At 32.3% G+C, this 13,505-nt stretch carries 13 protein-coding genes; 11 read left to right on the top strand and 2 right to left on the bottom strand.

Going from position 1 to position 13,505, the window contains the following annotated elements; genetic code table 11:
- Positions 1-82: 82 nt before the first annotated feature.
- Positions 83-880 carry a hypothetical protein gene (locus ABXT71_RS07960; protein WP_415370797.1) on the top strand — a complete coding sequence of 266 codons (798 nt, stop codon included), beginning with the start codon at positions 83-85 and terminating at the stop codon, positions 878-880.
- Entirely contained in the window at positions 877-2,349 is a 1,473-nt protein-coding gene (locus ABXT71_RS07955; RefSeq protein WP_415370796.1) for a deoxyribodipyrimidine photo-lyase/cryptochrome family protein, read from the top strand. The genes ABXT71_RS07960 and ABXT71_RS07955 overlap by 4 nt, the downstream gene beginning before the upstream one ends.
- A 697-nt stretch (positions 2,350-3,046) precedes the next feature.
- On the opposite strand, the gene ABXT71_RS07950 is transcribed toward ABXT71_RS07955, so the two are convergent.
- On the bottom strand, positions 3,047-3,466 hold the full coding sequence (locus ABXT71_RS07950; protein ID WP_415370795.1) for a winged helix-turn-helix transcriptional regulator: 420 nt from the start codon (positions 3,464-3,466) through the stop codon (positions 3,047-3,049).
- Positions 3,467-3,543: 77 nt separating this feature from the next.
- Here ABXT71_RS07950 and ABXT71_RS07945 point away from each other — a divergent pair, with 77 nt between their 5' ends.
- From ABXT71_RS07945 to ABXT71_RS07925, 5 genes are all read left to right on the top strand, one after another.
- The gene (locus tag ABXT71_RS07945; RefSeq protein WP_415370794.1) at positions 3,544-4,245 is read left to right on the top strand and encodes a hypothetical protein; all 702 of its coding nucleotides are present in this window, start codon (positions 3,544-3,546) and stop codon (positions 4,243-4,245) included.
- A 4-nt stretch (positions 4,246-4,249) separates the two neighbouring features.
- On the top strand, positions 4,250-5,038 hold the full coding sequence (locus ABXT71_RS07940; RefSeq protein WP_415370793.1) for a hypothetical protein: 789 nt from the start codon (positions 4,250-4,252) through the stop codon (positions 5,036-5,038).
- A gap of 172 nt (positions 5,039-5,210) precedes the next feature.
- A complete protein-coding gene (locus ABXT71_RS07935) occupies positions 5,211-6,098 on the top strand; it encodes a hypothetical protein (protein WP_415370792.1) in 888 nt (295 codons plus the stop codon).
- Between the two features lie 158 nt (positions 6,099-6,256).
- Positions 6,257-7,180, top strand: coding sequence for a WD40 repeat domain-containing protein (locus ABXT71_RS07930; protein WP_415370791.1), 924 nt, complete (start codon positions 6,257-6,259; stop codon positions 7,178-7,180).
- A gap of 579 nt (positions 7,181-7,759) precedes the next feature.
- Complete coding sequence (locus ABXT71_RS07925; RefSeq protein WP_415370790.1) at positions 7,760-9,268, top strand: phytoene desaturase family protein; 1,509 nt, start codon at positions 7,760-7,762, stop codon at positions 9,266-9,268.
- Positions 9,269-9,274: 6 nt separating this feature from the next.
- Here the strand turns inward: ABXT71_RS07925 and ABXT71_RS07920 are convergent, their stop codons facing one another.
- A complete protein-coding gene (locus ABXT71_RS07920; protein WP_415370789.1) occupies positions 9,275-10,126 on the bottom strand; it encodes a UbiA family prenyltransferase in 852 nt (283 codons plus the stop codon).
- Positions 10,127-10,203: 77 nt separating this feature from the next.
- Between ABXT71_RS07920 and ABXT71_RS07915 the strand changes: the two genes are divergently transcribed.
- The 4 genes from ABXT71_RS07915 to ABXT71_RS07900 all read left to right on the top strand — a co-directional run bounded on the left by ABXT71_RS07915 (position 10,204) and on the right by ABXT71_RS07900 (position 13,291).
- Positions 10,204-10,464, top strand: a complete 261-nt coding sequence (locus ABXT71_RS07915; protein WP_415370788.1) for a hypothetical protein — start codon at positions 10,204-10,206, stop codon at positions 10,462-10,464.
- A gap of 353 nt (positions 10,465-10,817) precedes the next feature.
- Positions 10,818-11,234, top strand: a complete 417-nt coding sequence (locus ABXT71_RS07910; protein ID WP_415370787.1) for a BLUF domain-containing protein — start codon at positions 10,818-10,820, stop codon at positions 11,232-11,234.
- A 492-nt stretch (positions 11,235-11,726) separates the two neighbouring features.
- On the top strand, positions 11,727-12,308 hold the full coding sequence (locus tag ABXT71_RS07905; RefSeq protein ID WP_415370786.1) for a hypothetical protein: 582 nt from the start codon (positions 11,727-11,729) through the stop codon (positions 12,306-12,308).
- The gene (locus ABXT71_RS07900) at positions 12,305-13,291 is read left to right on the top strand and encodes a hypothetical protein (protein ID WP_415370785.1); all 987 of its coding nucleotides are present in this window, start codon (positions 12,305-12,307) and stop codon (positions 13,289-13,291) included. The genes ABXT71_RS07905 and ABXT71_RS07900 overlap by 4 nt, the downstream gene beginning before the upstream one ends.
- The last annotated feature ends 214 nt before the right edge of the window (positions 13,292-13,505 follow it).

The raw sequence follows: 13,505 nt of genomic DNA, 5'->3' as shown, positions 1-13,505 counted from the left end.
TTGTCCTCTGGCCCGTTTACTTTTGCTAACTTAGTTCATTAAACACGCAACGAAACCATACGCGAACACGTTACCCATAATTATGAAAAAACCCATTTGCCTGTTATTAATCTTGTTGGTTAGTTTTCAAGTTTTTTCTCAAAAAAAATTTCCGAAAAGCGAATATCGGAAAATGATTGAGCAACACGCTTTTGGTTCAATATTCGAAAGATATACTTTAGTTTTGACTGCATATTTTGATGATTTCTGTGAGTTTGGCGCACATGACGAGACCATTGAATTAATAAGAATAGATAAGAAGTTAAGTGCTATCGCAAGGATTTATGATAAGAGTTGTCAAGACACAAATTACGCAAAACCTAAAATCATTAAAACGGATACATATCTTGTCCAGGAAAGCAAAGCGGAAAATTCTCAAGAGTATTTAAACTTGCTAATGAAGAAGAGTCTGGAGTTTTACGTTCCATTCGCATTGAAAACGGCTTTGCTAACTCAAAAAGAAATAGTGAGAGATGAAGCCCTTCCACCCCATATCTATAATTTTTATAACTTAGACCCCATTTGGGGAGAAGAGATTGTTGCAAATAGAATTCTATTATTAGAACCGACTCATTTTGAGCAATATCCTATAACACAAAACTCGATTGATTTCATGCTTCAATTTTCTGAAGAAAATATATCTAATATTCAAATTTATATAGTTGATTTTGAGGCTTTTAATAAAGTTAATACTTCTACCGCTATTTACTACAAAGAGCACCCCTTAAACAATGATGATCAAGGGATAGAAGAAGCTAGAGATTGGGTGTTTGATGAAAAAAGCTATTATTCCTCTTTCTTTTCTTTTTGGAAAAAATGTAAAAAAGAGTTAGAGTGTTGAAAGAGCAAACAATAAATATTGTTTGGTTAAAGCGAGATATTCGTTCACAGGACCATGAGCCTTTATTAAGAGCAGAGCGTGCTGGCATACCCTATCGTATTGTTTATTTATTTGAACCTTCTTTAATTGAATACCCAGATACAAGCTTGAGACATTTACAGTTTGTCTACCATTCTATATTAGCCTTAAATAAGACTTTGGCTCCTTTTAATAGAAGTGTCACTATTTTTTATGGAGAAGCTATTGATGTGTTTCAATATCTTTCAGCAGACTTTAATGTCAAAACTATTTTTAGCTTTCGTGAAAGTGGAACTCAAATCACTTGGCAACGGGATAAAAAAATAAAGAGCTTGTGTCAACTACATCATATTGAATGGAAAGAATCACAGCGGGATGGAGTTTTGAGAGGAATTAAAAATCGATACGATTGGAGTAAACAATGGCATCAATCAATGCAACGATCAGTTCTTCAAAATAATTATTCTATCGATCAAGAAGAACCACTTTTGCATTCCTTTTTATTGCCCGAAAAATTATCTGTTCAACTTAATGCATACTCAGAAAAATACCAACCAGCTGGTGAGCAGAATGCTTGGCGCTATTTAAAATCATTTGCCAATAAAAGAGGGTTTAACTATCAGAGGCATATTTCAAAGCCTACTGAAAGTAGAACTGGTTGTAGTCGATTATCTCCTTTTTTAGCTTGGGGAAATTTGAGTATTAAGCAAGTCTTTCAATTTATAGGAACACACCCTAATGGAACAAAAAATAGCAGGGCTTTTTCTGCAATGCTGACTCGACTGCACTGGCATTGTCATTTTATTCAGAAGTTTGAAGTAGAATGTAGTTATGAAACCGATTGTGTGAATAGCGGGTATGAACTTTTAGCCCATGAAAAGAATCCCGCTTTTTTAAAAGCTTGGGAAACAGGTACAACAGGATATCCATTAATTGATGCATGTATGCGCGCTGTGGCAGAAACAGGCTGGATTAACTTCAGAATGCGCGCGATGGTCGTTTCTTTTTTAGCATTAAATCTCGATCAAGATTGGAGAGATGGTACCTACCATTTAGCCAAACAATTTTTAGACTATGAACCTGGTATTCATTATCCGCAGTTTCAAATGCAGGCAGGTACAACAGGTATTAACACCGTTCGTCTTTATAATCCTGTAAAAAATTCTCAGGAACATGATCCTCAAGGCGTTTTTATAAAAAAATGGATTCCAGAGCTCAATAAAGTTCCAGAAGCTTTTATTCATGAACCTTGGAAAATGACGGCTATGGATCAACTGTTTTGTGAAGTAACTATTGGTAAAGATTACCCCCTGCCAATTGTAGATTTACACGAAAGTGCACGTCTTGCAAGAGATAAAATTTGGGGTCACAAGAAGCATCCTGCCGTACAAAAAGAAAAAATACGTCTGCTAAATACTCACGTAAATAGAACTCATAATGGTTTACACTAACATGACATTGAACAACTTGACCGTATTACTCAATTGAAGATTATTAATTCGGTTACAGGTATGAAGCTCGCAAAGCTAATTAGTACAATATCAAATAAGTAAGATGCCAATTTGGCCGTATTCAGTTCGATTGTCCACTTAGGGAGTAATCCTGCTCTTTTAGGTTTTGTATCTAGCTCTAAAACTGCAGCGGTTTGGCAACAACTAATCCCTACCCCCAAAGAACTACTAAATATTAGAAAAGCTACTCTTAGTCTACCTTTTAGCGTTAGTTCTACTCTTTAAATGATGATAATACGAAAGATAAACTTACGCCAGCATCAGGCAATGATACTTCTGGTTTTGGTTGGTCCGGTTATAATGATTCGAAATATGGAAAATTTATTCCACAAGAAGAAGCCTCGCCAGAAACAAGTTCTTTTCTACTATTTATTTAGACCCTAAAATTGCATCTATTATTTTGTCAAATAGTCTTAGAACTCGCCAAACGTCTTTTCTCTTTCAAGGGATATCGCATATTTGGCTTTGGAAGAATAAAAATAAAATGCCTAACACCTTATAAAACTAATTGCTGGTTTTAGCCAATTTACGAAAGCCCAAACGGACTTAATTGGCTAGTGTTTTATTTGCTAAAATAATAGCTTAATACACGCAACTAATATTATACAAACATCTTCCAAGCCATTTAAGAGAAATATTATCGAAAATTAAGCAACATAGCATTATAACTATCTTGAACGGATTGTATAATTAGAGTCTTGTCTAAATTCAAGCCTTCAATGTCATCTATTTCATTAAATTCTCGCATATTGGAATTCCCCCACAAACTTAATTCAATAATTATTGGAGTTAAATGAATCCCTTTTTCCGTTAACAAATAAATATTTTCTTTTTTGTTATCTGGCACTTTCGTTTTAAAAATCAGTTTATACGACTCTAACAATTTTAATCGTGAGGATAAAATGCTTGGTGCAATCTTTTCATCTGAATCAGAAATTTGCTTAAAAGTCTTTTTATGCTTAACAAGCATATCTCTAATGATTAACAAAGACCATTTATCACCTACAACATCTAATGAAGACGAGATTGGACAACCAGAGCGAAATTCTTTTTTCATTTTTTACAAATTATTACTATTAATACGATAGTAATTGCTAATTTTGCTATCGAATTGAAAGCAAAAATACAGAAATTATGTTAGCAGGACATTTTACGACGGCATTAATAGCAAAACAAAAATTCCCAAAAGGAACATTACTTTATTTTTTAATTATATCTCAATTACAAGATTTTTTGTGGTTTACCTTTCACTATTTAGGTCTTGAACCAACCAATCCGAGTGATGCCTTTGATGCCACTTTAAGTAATATGGTGGTAGATATGTTATACAGCCATGATTTATTACCGCAATTGTTTTGGTTGGCAATTGTTTTCTTAATTGGGAAACTGCTATTCAAAAACACCAAAATAGGCTTAGTAAGTGTGGCTCTAGTATCAATCCATTTTATTTTAGATTTCTTTTCCGGTCATATGCACCACATTTTTGGGGCAGAAACAATGGAAGCTGGTCTTGGGTTGTATGCATCTAATCCTTATTTAGCCATTTTAATAGAAGCCGTATTTAGTGTTGGTGCTCTATGGTATTTCTTTAAAGAAGAAGCAAAAAAAGGAATTATTAGAACTACAAAAAATAAAATTGCAATTATTACTGTTTTCACTTATGGAATTATTTTTATGCTACTAATTGCCACAAAATCTTTTAGAGATTTATTTGGAATTCCAGAGTTTGATTTAGGATTTAACACCAATATGCCTACACTCATTTTCACATACGGAGCAATGCTCTATTGCTTAAATTATTTTGTTCCGAAGTTTACGCTTGACAAAAAATCATAAGGTAATGATTGAAGAAATATTAAATTTTATTGGGGAATTAAAAATTCGGAACGAATTCTTATTTTATTTTGGTTTGTTCTGCTTATCGCTTTCAATACTATTTATCGTTTTAACCAAACTTGCAACTACTCAAGTTCACGGAGTAAACGCTTGGTTTAAGCCCTTAAAATTTGCTGTTTCAATAGGTTTATTTGCTTGGACAATGGCTTGGTATTGTCATTATTTGTCAAATTTTAATGAAACACCTTTTAACTGGGTAGTTATTATTTTGTTTGGCTTTGAACTTTTATATATCACTTATCAAGCCTCACAAGGTCAGATGTCTCATTTCAATATAAGTACAGCCACGTATTCAATGTTGTATTCATTAATGGGTTTAGCAGCTACAATTGTAACACTTTATACTGCATACATTGGCTTATTGTTTTTTACACAGACATTTCCTGATTTACCAAATTACTATATTTGGGCGATTCGTTTTGGAATACTCATTTTTGTAGTTTTTTCTTTTGAAGGTGCTTTAATGGGTTCACGAATGAACCACAGCGTAGGAGCAATCAATGATAATTCTAACTGGTTTATTGTAGGTTGGAGTAAAACGGTAGGTGATTTAAGAGTATCTCACTTCATAGGAATGCACGCTTTACAAATACTTCCTATACTATCATTCTTTATCTTTAAAAACACAAAAGCAACAATTATAATTTCAATATTCTACGGACTTCTAGCAGCTACAACGCTAGTACAAGCATTAAAAGGAAAACCTATTTTCCAGAAAACTGAAAAAACTTAAATAAAAAAACAAAAACGGCACACAACAATGTATAAGAGCAATAGCGGTTTGGGAGTAATCTCAAACCGCTATTGCTTTTAATTAAGTATCTTGCTATACAATAGATAGGTGCATTTGTCCGCTAATGCTCTTATATTAAACGTTATTCAAAATATTTCAGACTTAATAGAATATGAATTTATTAAATAAACTTTACCAAATTTTTCTATCTGAGTACGCCAAAAGGCGGATTGAAAAAACAATACTCTATGTTGCGTTATTTGGCTTTTTCATCCACTTAATTTTAATTTACTTATCAAAATTCGGTATTTTAAATTTGTCTTTAGAGTCGGAATTGTTTAAAAACCCGATATCGGCAATTTATACCCCATTTTCATTTATACTTGTTTATGAAGTTTACTTATTAATCTATTACTTACCAAAGTCATTTACCAACTACATAACTAAACAGTATGAAATTATAACCCTTATAATTATCCGAAAATTATTTAAAGATTTATCTGCTATTGAATTGTCATCAGATTGGTTTGAAATAAAAGGAGATCTGCAATTCACCTATGATATCTTGGCTTCAATTATTCTTTTCTATCTTATTTTTCAGTTTCAAAAACAAGGAATGCAAAAAGCAATGCAACAAAAGGAGAATAAACTAAAAATTGAAAGCTTTATACGTAGAAAGAAAATAATTGCCGTGGTTCTGGTTCCGATTTTTATTGTAATGGCTTTAGTTACACTTTTTAATTGGACTTCAGATGTTTCTATTGCTTCTAATGACCTGCCTAGTTTTGAAACAATTAATAATTTATTCTTTGATGAATTTTTTACCGTACTGATATTAGTGGATGTCGTTCTTCTGTTAATTTCCTTCTTTTACACCGATAAATTTCACAAAATAATTAGGAATTCTGGATTTGTAGTTTCAACCATTTTAATCCGTATGTCATTCGGAGTAAGCGGATTAATAAGTACAATTTTAATTGTAGCAGCTGTCCTGTTTGGATTAGCAATAATAATAATCCATAATAAATATGAAAAAAACACTTTACCTAACACCGTATAAATTAATTGCTAGCTATAGCTTACCTACTAATATCCTATCAGATTTTCTATTCGGTTTGTATTTGCTCAATTAGCTAGTCAAAATACGCAACTAATCTTATTCAAACACGTTAGACACCATAAGAGCAAGTACACCGATATAAAAAATCTTCTACATAAATGAGAATTGAGGTAAATAAAATAGCGACACTCACAGGTCATAGCGACTCAATATATGCTTTAGATAAAGGAACAGTTGAACATCTTATTTTCTCTGGTAGTGGTGATAAGATAATCGCTCAATGGAATTTAAAAACATTTCAAGACGAAAAGTTCGTAGCCAGTTATCCTACCGTTTTATATTCTATTTGTCACATTCCCGAAAAGCAATTATTACTGGCAGGAACTTCAGATGGCAATGTTCATATATTAGATTTAGAAAAAAAAGAAGAGATAAAAATTCTTAAAAACCATACTTCGCAGATTTTTAATATCAGGTATTCTATTGAAACCAATTGCATTTATACAGCAGGAGGAGACGGTAACTTTGCAATTTGCTCACTTGACACCTTCGCCTTAATCAAGATTGAAAAACTATGTAATGAAAAAGTACGTGATATTGATTTTAATTATGAGACTTCTGAAATAGCTGTTGCTTCAGGAGATTGCAACATTCGTATTTTTGACCTAAAAACATTACTGGAAAAAAAGTCCTTTGTTGGACATCGGCTTTCGTCAAATGTTGTGCGCTTCAGTCCTGATGGGAAACTCCTTTTAACAGGGGGCAGAGATGGTTACTTAAACATCTGGCAAGTTGGCCATTATAAGAAACTGAAATCAATTCCTGCTCATGATTGGGCGATTTACGATATTGCATACAGCCCCGAATCTAACTTATTTGCTACGGCTAGTCGTGACAAAACATTAAAAATTTGGGATTCGAAAACATTCCAACTATTAAAAGTGATTAACAAAGAAAAATATGACGGGCACCTCTTTTCTGTAAATAAATTAATTTGGAGTATCTACAATAATTATTTGATTTCTGCAGGAGATGATAGAACTATTATAATATGGGAAATAAAGTTACCCATGGTCTCTTGAGCTAGATGACAGTTGTAGAACCTTAGATCAAATGCAAGGTAACCTCTAAGTTATGATCCATTTACAAGAAGAACACTAGCAGAATATCTGTTAAGCTTAAAGCAGATAACAATCTGTATCCTTAATTACTTCAAAATTGACTCCCGGGAAATTCACTTGAATTAATTACATTTTATATAGTTAGAAAATCACAGCTAATTTTCCGCAACTAACAATACACGAATCCGTAAAAATAGATACGTTAAAAATAAAAAATTCCAGCTCTGTTCTGCTCCAAAAAGGCAGTGTCTTTTTACACGCTACGTTTCATATATAAAAACGGTACCCGCAAGCAAAATAATCCCTAGAGAAGGAATTAACTGTTTATTAGAACATCTAATAATCTAACGAGTTGCAAACATTCCCTTTGAAGATCGGTAAATGCAATATAAACAGGAAATTCATTGACAAGCCGATAGTTAGAGGGAAATTTTAAAGCTATTATTTACTACAATTAGAATACACTCTTTTAAAATAGTAACAAACTCATAATTCCTTCTTAAATAATTTCAAACTGTTCTAAGCTTCACTATTTTTACAATGATGAATAAGAAAGTGATTATTATAGGTTCCGGAATTGGGGGTTTAGGATCCGCTGCAATGTTAGGAAAGTCTGGTTATGATGTGACAGTCATTGAAAAAAATGCAACCCTTGGCGGGCGTGCTAATATTTTTGAAGCGAAAGGCTACACGTTTGATATGGGACCTTCTTGGTACCTAATGCCTGATGTATTTGAACATTATTTTAAAGTTTTGGATGAAGATATTTCCGAGCATTTAAAGTTGGTTAAACTCTCTCCTTCTTATCGCGTCTTTTTCTCTAATGATAAAGAATTACCCGTAGTTGATATTCACTCTGATTTAGAAAAAGATTTACCGCTGTTTGAACAATTAGAGCCTGGTATTACGCCTAGGATAAAAGAGTATCTCAAACGCTCTGGCGATCAATATAAAATGGCTAAGGATACTTTTATGTACAGAAATCTTGGATTTTCATTAGATTTTCTAAAATGGGATGTGATTAAAAAAGGAATAGAGCTCAATCCGTTTCAGACGATGCAATCTTATTTAAATAAATGGTTTAAAAGTGAGCGAGTAAAAAAAATATTAGAATACACCTTGGTGTTCTTAGGATCTGATCCTGCCAAAACCCCTGCAATGTATAATATTATGAATGCCATAGATTTTAATATGGGAGTATATTATCCTAAAGGTGGTATTTATGAAATTGTAAAAGCCTTAGTGAATATTAATAAAAAACACGGCGTTTCATTTTTGACTAGCGCACCTGTGTCTAAAATAATAGTTAAAAATAAAAAAGCCGCTGGGGTACAATTAGAAAACGGAACAATCATAGAAGCAGATTTGGTGATTTCTAACGCAGATTTATGGTTTACAGAAACGAAACTACTTGAAAAGAAGCAACAAACCTATCCTGAACGCTATTGGGAAAAGGCTGTGTTGAGCCCTAGTGCCTTTATAATGTATTTAGGCTTAGACAGAGAATTAGACATTCTCAGTCATCATAATCTGCGGTTTGGCGGAGACTGGAAACAAAATTTTAAAGAATTGTTTGATACACCGCAGCTCCCAGAAGATCCTAGTTATTATATCTGTAAACCTACGGAAACAGATCCAGACTTAGCACCGCCAGGGACGGACAGTTTATATGTTCTTGTGCCAATTCCTCCGGGTTTAACGCTTTCCGAAGAAGAAATGAAAAGCTACCGACAAAAGATTCTTAATCTAGTGAAAACAGATTTAAAACTACCGGAAATAGAAGACTATATTGTTTACGAACGGTCTTATTGGAGTGATGATTTTCGAAGAGATTATAATGCTTATAAAGGCACTGCTTTAGGATTAGCGCATACATTAAAACAAACACTGAAAAGACCTTTAAACTATAGTAAAAAGGTAAAAAACTTATATTATGTAGGGGCCGGTACGAGTCCAGGCATTGGGATGCCTATTTGCTTAATCTCTGCAGAACTTGTCTATAAACGGATACAAAAAATTAAAACCTCGAAACCATTAACGTCTTTATAAACTCTTCTACAAAATCTCTTTAAAAAAAAGATAGAAGAATAATACGGCTCCAGCGCTTACGTTTATAAGCGGGAAGTAGGTGTAGTATTTAAATAGTTTTGAAAAATTATAAATACTTAGCAGAACAATCGCACAATAAATAAAACCAAAAACTATTGAGATAAAACCAATATAGAGATATCCAATAGATGCAGAAATCAAATATGCAGCAAAACAAAAAAATAATGCTTTTTTCTCCCCAAGCACAGTTGCAAGTGTGTTAACGCCAGCCTTTCTGTCTGCTATAATATCTGGTACTGCTGAATACGTTTGCATACCAAATGCCCATATAAGCGCTGCCAGCACCGCTGGCCAAGAGATATTTGTGTTTCCTGTAATAAAAAAGCCAACTAGGGCTGGTGATACATATATAATTGCTGAAAACAGAACATCTAAAGGCGGTTTGCTTTTAGCTCTTATAGGTGTTGCTGAATAAAATACTCCCGTAAACAAGAAAACGAACAATGCTATTACAGCGGGTATATTAATACTAAAAATTAAGGGTAAAAAAGGAATTATAAGAAAAAAGATAAAATACCACAGGCTTTTATGCTTTTCGAGGCTTAATACAGATTCGTACTTTATCTTTTTGTCATTAAAAATATCCGTTTGATAGTCATAAATGTCATTAACACCATAGATAAGTACATTTGCTGGTAGCGAAAAAAATATTCCAAACGCAATTAAAAGAAAGGTTGTGGAATTATCATACAAAAAAATATTTCCTGAAGAAATAACACCGACCAAAAAAGTTCCTAGGACGTACATCCAGAATCTTGGTCTAGAAATAAAAAAGCCCTCTTTAAGCGTAAGTTTCATAGCAAAGCAAAAATAAGGGGATAGAATCATTAAACCTAGATATTTATGCTTAGTTTGCGGTTGTGCTCACTGGAAATATGCGAATAACATTCACGAATGACACTGAACATAGGCTGACTGAAATAAATATTGCTGGATGCGAAACGGAAAGTATTGCAAAATTAGAACCGAATGAAAGCAAAACTGTTTGGGTTAGAATCACTAGAGATTGTTTTATTCACGTTGATTATAAAGAAAGTGGAAAACAAAGGAGTGAAAATGTAGCTGGCTATGTGACGAGAGGAATGGAACAAAAAACGAACTATAAAATTGATGGAGAAAACCATTCGAAATTTTAGAACTAAATACAGCCGGTGGCTAACACAGTGAATAAATAATTGCCGGGTCACTGGAGACTTAAGAAAATTCCTGTGGAATATCCTATCTGTAACTTAGTTGCTAAATTAGTTGCTTACCCATGCGCAAATACGGTAGCTCCAATTATAGTAAAAGACTAATCGATAATTTGATATGAAAGATAAACCATCATATAAAGAATTAGAAGATAAGATAACATTGTTAGCACGTCAATTAGCAATTAATGCCGAGGAAAAAAAGGAAGTAAAAGTTTTCTCAGCAAAATTCTAAGTCAAATAGGCGACCCTATTTTTGTTAAAGATTAGGAGTTAAAAACCCAAAAATATTATTAATCATGAAACTTCGTCGCATCGCTTACACTAGTCAATCGTTGGAGCAATTCAGTAAACGAGACTTACTGAACCTACTTCATGATGCACGCGCATTCAACAAAATAGATAACATCACTGGTGTTCTTATGCATCGAAAAGGGAATTTTCTTCAGGTTTTTGAGGGCGAGTCAGAGACTGTTGGCGATCTTTTAACACGGATACTTAATGATCCACGCCATAACAAAATTAAAATAATGCTTGATGCTTCTGTCGATAGACGTCTCTTCTCAAATTGGGCAATGGGCTGTGCAGATTTCGATAAACCCGAATTGAGTCTGATACCTGGTATTCGTACCGATTTGAGGGACCCTAAGGTAATTAAAGATATTATTATTCACCTCCCTGAGATTGCCGACTTTTTATTGAAAAACGTAGACTGATGATTCGCGAATCGGGATTGTATAAAAAGGATTGTATACCATTGCTAACACAGTAATTAATTTATTGCTAGTTCTAGCTTAATCCGAAAATCCCTGCTGATTTTTTATTCGGTTTGTATTTACTAAACTAGGGGCTTAAAACATGTAAGCAATCATATACAACAGCGCTATGCATAATTTTGACAATGAGATTTTCGCTAAAAATATTACGCTCTATACCTTCAATAATTGGACTTGTATTTCTAATTACAATTCTAATACCCGGTTTAAAGAACTGGGCCAATCAAAATGTGGATGATACATCAATTATCGGGATTTATATTATTGGTCTAGCGATAGTTCAGTTCGTTTAACTGACTATAAGAGTTTGGTCTTTTAAAAAAAAAATTCAATTGAAGTGAAGCAATACATTCTCTTTAAATGTTTATGGTGTCTACCTTTGGGATACATGCCATAAAACAACCACTAGCAAATTTTATAAAACAATGCGTATTGAATAAAAATTTTAAATACAATCCATTTTCAGGGATACTAGAAGATGATATTGGAGAAATTCTAGTTCCTAAATTTAGTTTAGATAATATTATCCATAAGATAAATAATTCTGATTCTCTTGCAATAGAATTTATAGGCAAGCAAGGGAGAGGAAAAACTACTCATTTAGTTTATCTTCAAAAACAAATGGAAGAATATCCTATCTTTTTATTAAACCATAAATCTTCAATTACAGACATAATAAACAATAAAGCAAACATAATTTTTATTGATAGTATTCATCACCTTAATTTTTTTGATAGAGTAAAGATATTTAAAGAAAAAAAAGTGGTTATTTACACTACGCATTGGTCTAGAAAATTTGATTGTTTTTTAGCTCGAAAAAATAACCAATCCATTAAATTTAAAGGAATTAATGAAGAAATACTTCGCGAAGTATTAAACAAAAGATTAAGGCTTGCCTCGCATAGAAACTTTGAACCTAGCGTCATTTGTTCTAATGACGTAAAAACATTAATCAAAAATTTTGGAGATAATTACAGAGGAATAATCAATCACCTTTACGTGAATTACCAATGAAAAAAGCTACACTAGAAAAAGAAATATTTATTGACAAAGTCAATAATGGCAAAATTATCTCAGGGTATTTAACGATAAATTCTTCTGAAACAATTGCCTTTGACAACATTAAAGGAGTTGTTTTTTTAGAGGCAAGAGGTAGAATGTCTAGTTATAAAAAAGAAATTTTTTCGTTAGAAATAAAACAGAATACAATTTTAACAAAAAACAAATCTTATAGAATCCCACTTACTTTTGATTCATCTAATTTTGAGATAAATTCTTATCTTGGAAAAAACGTAAGTTTTTCTTATATCCTTGAAATACATATAGATGTTAACAGAGATGATATCAAAAAACTAGAAAGAAATTTATTCTCTAAAGTAAAGTCATTTGTAACTTCTAATTATACTATTAAAACTTCTGAATATTTTGAAATAGAAAATTTAAACCTCAAATACCAAGTTGCTGAAACAAAAACAGACTTTACAATGCAGCCTAATTTAATTGTTTCTATTATAGCATTTTTAATACTTGGCAGTTCGTGTGCTTATATAATACCAGAATTTAGTATTTGGTATACAATATTGGGAATTGCTTCTGTAGTTCTATTAATACACCTGATGACCAAATATATTAAAAACACTTTAGGTACTATTTCAATGGAAACTTTAAAAGATGAAAATTCTTTTGTTTGTAAGATCTTAAAAACGAGGGAATTCAATTTAATGAACCCTTATATATACTATGAAATAATCGAAAAAGTAATGGACAATAGAGGGACATCATCTTCGACATACACCGAAACCCTTTACACTTCAGAAAAACTAAAATTATCAGACTTTAAATCAAGTCCTAGTTTAAAATTTCTATTCCCAAAAAGAAATGGATTACAATCTTTTGAGTTTAGTGACGCTTCGATTTTTTGGCAAATGAAATTAAGCGGAAAGTATATGGGTTTAACATTAAATTATAAATGTATATTTAAAGTGGAAAGACAATAAAAAGTTACTAACAAGGTATAAAAACATAAGGTATTTGTGCAAAACCTTAGGTTTCTGTTTAATTGCGAAGACCACCAAATTTTTAAATTTGGCTTTTAAAATAGAAAGAACAAAAATATTATAAAAAATCTGGCTTTAGTTTAATCCAAATAGTACTGCTTATCCCCTAGCTTAAATTTCTTACATTATACGTTAGTAATTATTTGAACTACAG

This window comes from Patiriisocius sp. Uisw_047, assembly GCF_047730165.1.
GTDB lineage: Bacteria > Bacteroidota > Bacteroidia > Flavobacteriales > Flavobacteriaceae > Patiriisocius.
The sequence above is the reverse complement of the archived record's forward strand: the minus strand, read 5'-3'. Positions and strand labels throughout refer to the sequence as shown.

Coding starts and splice junctions, on each gene's coding strand:
- ABXT71_RS07960 (WP_415370797.1), top strand. CDS start 83: ATGAAAAAACCCATTTGCCTGTTATTAATCTTGTTGGTTAGTTTTCAA.
- ABXT71_RS07950 (WP_415370795.1), bottom strand. CDS start 3,466: ATGAAAAAAGAATTTCGCTCTGGTTGTCCAATCTCGTCTTCATTAGAT.
- ABXT71_RS07945 (WP_415370794.1), top strand. CDS start 3,544: ATGTTAGCAGGACATTTTACGACGGCATTAATAGCAAAACAAAAATTC.
- ABXT71_RS07940 (WP_415370793.1), top strand. CDS start 4,250: ATGATTGAAGAAATATTAAATTTTATTGGGGAATTAAAAATTCGGAAC.
- ABXT71_RS07935 (WP_415370792.1), top strand. CDS start 5,211: ATGAATTTATTAAATAAACTTTACCAAATTTTTCTATCTGAGTACGCC.
- ABXT71_RS07930 (WP_415370791.1), top strand. CDS start 6,257: ATGAGAATTGAGGTAAATAAAATAGCGACACTCACAGGTCATAGCGAC.
- ABXT71_RS07925 (WP_415370790.1), top strand. CDS start 7,760: ATGATGAATAAGAAAGTGATTATTATAGGTTCCGGAATTGGGGGTTTA.
- ABXT71_RS07920 (WP_415370789.1), bottom strand. CDS start 10,126: ATGAAACTTACGCTTAAAGAGGGCTTTTTTATTTCTAGACCAAGATTC.
- ABXT71_RS07915 (WP_415370788.1), top strand. CDS start 10,204: ATGCGAATAACATTCACGAATGACACTGAACATAGGCTGACTGAAATA.
- ABXT71_RS07910 (WP_415370787.1), top strand. CDS start 10,818: ATGAAACTTCGTCGCATCGCTTACACTAGTCAATCGTTGGAGCAATTC.
- ABXT71_RS07900 (WP_415370785.1), top strand. CDS start 12,305: ATGAAAAAAGCTACACTAGAAAAAGAAATATTTATTGACAAAGTCAAT.